At 66.0% G+C, this 953-nt stretch carries 1 protein-coding gene; it reads left to right on the top strand.

The genetic code is table 11. The features are described 5' to 3' along the window. A partial coding sequence (gene nhaA, locus IE88_RS0116080) for a Na+/H+ antiporter NhaA (RefSeq protein ID WP_031556485.1) occupies positions 1 to 953 on the top strand: 953 nt, incomplete at both ends.

Below are 953 nucleotides of genomic sequence, written 5' to 3'. Positions count from 1 at the left end.
AAGCCCATGATCCTCTGGATCAACGAAGGCCTGATGGTGTTCTTCTTCTTCCTGATCGGCCTCGAGATCAAACGAGAGGTTCTCGAAGGACAACTCTCCTCGCCGTCGCAGATCGCACTGCCGGCATTCGCGGCCGTCGGCGGCATGGCCGTCCCCGCCGTGATCTACCTCGCCTTCAACCACGGCGATCCAGCGGCTGCTCGCGGCTGGGCCGTGCCGGTCGCAACCGACATCGTTCTTGCGCTCGCATGCCTGGCCGTCCTCGGCCGACGCGTACCCCTCTCGTTGAAGGTGTTCCTCACGGCCCTCGCCATCTTCGACGACTTCGGCACCTTGGTCGTCATCGCGGCGTTCTACTCAGAGGGGTTGAGCGTCGCGGCTCTCCTCGCCGCGGTCGCGGCGCTCTTCGTGCTGGTCGGCCTCAACCGCTTCCGCGTCGGCAGCGTGACGGCCTACGGCATCGTCACCGTGTTCCTCTGGGCTGCCGTCCTCGAGTCCGGCGTCCATGCGACGATGGCCGGCGTGCTCGCAGCGTGGACCCTACCGATGCGCGTCGGCGGCAGGGAGTTCCTGCATCAGGTCGAGCATGACCTGACCCCTTGGGTCGCGCTGCTGATCGTTCCTCTCTTCGCCTTCTTCAACGCAGGCATCGCGCTCGATGGCATGACGGTGGAGACGGTTCTCAGCCCCGTCAGCCTCGGGGTCGTCCTCGGCCTGTTCCTCGGCAAGCCGCTCGGCGTCATGGCCGGTGCCGGCCTGGCTGTGGCGACAGGACTCGGTCGCCTTCCACCGAACGTTGGTTGGCCACAGATCTGCGGTGTCGCCCTGCTCGCAGGCGTCGGCTTCACTATGAGCCTGTTCGTCGCCGCGCTGGCCTTCGAAGGACCGGGCGCGGTGCTGAGCGTCAATCTCAGCGTCGTCATCGGATCGACGCTCTCTGCGATCGCTGGCTT

The organism is Parvularcula oceani, from assembly GCF_000733125.1.
GTDB lineage: Bacteria > Pseudomonadota > Alphaproteobacteria > Caulobacterales > Parvularculaceae > Parvularcula > Parvularcula oceani.
Note: the sequence above shows the minus strand (reverse complement) of the source record. Positions and strands in the feature narration are given on the sequence as shown.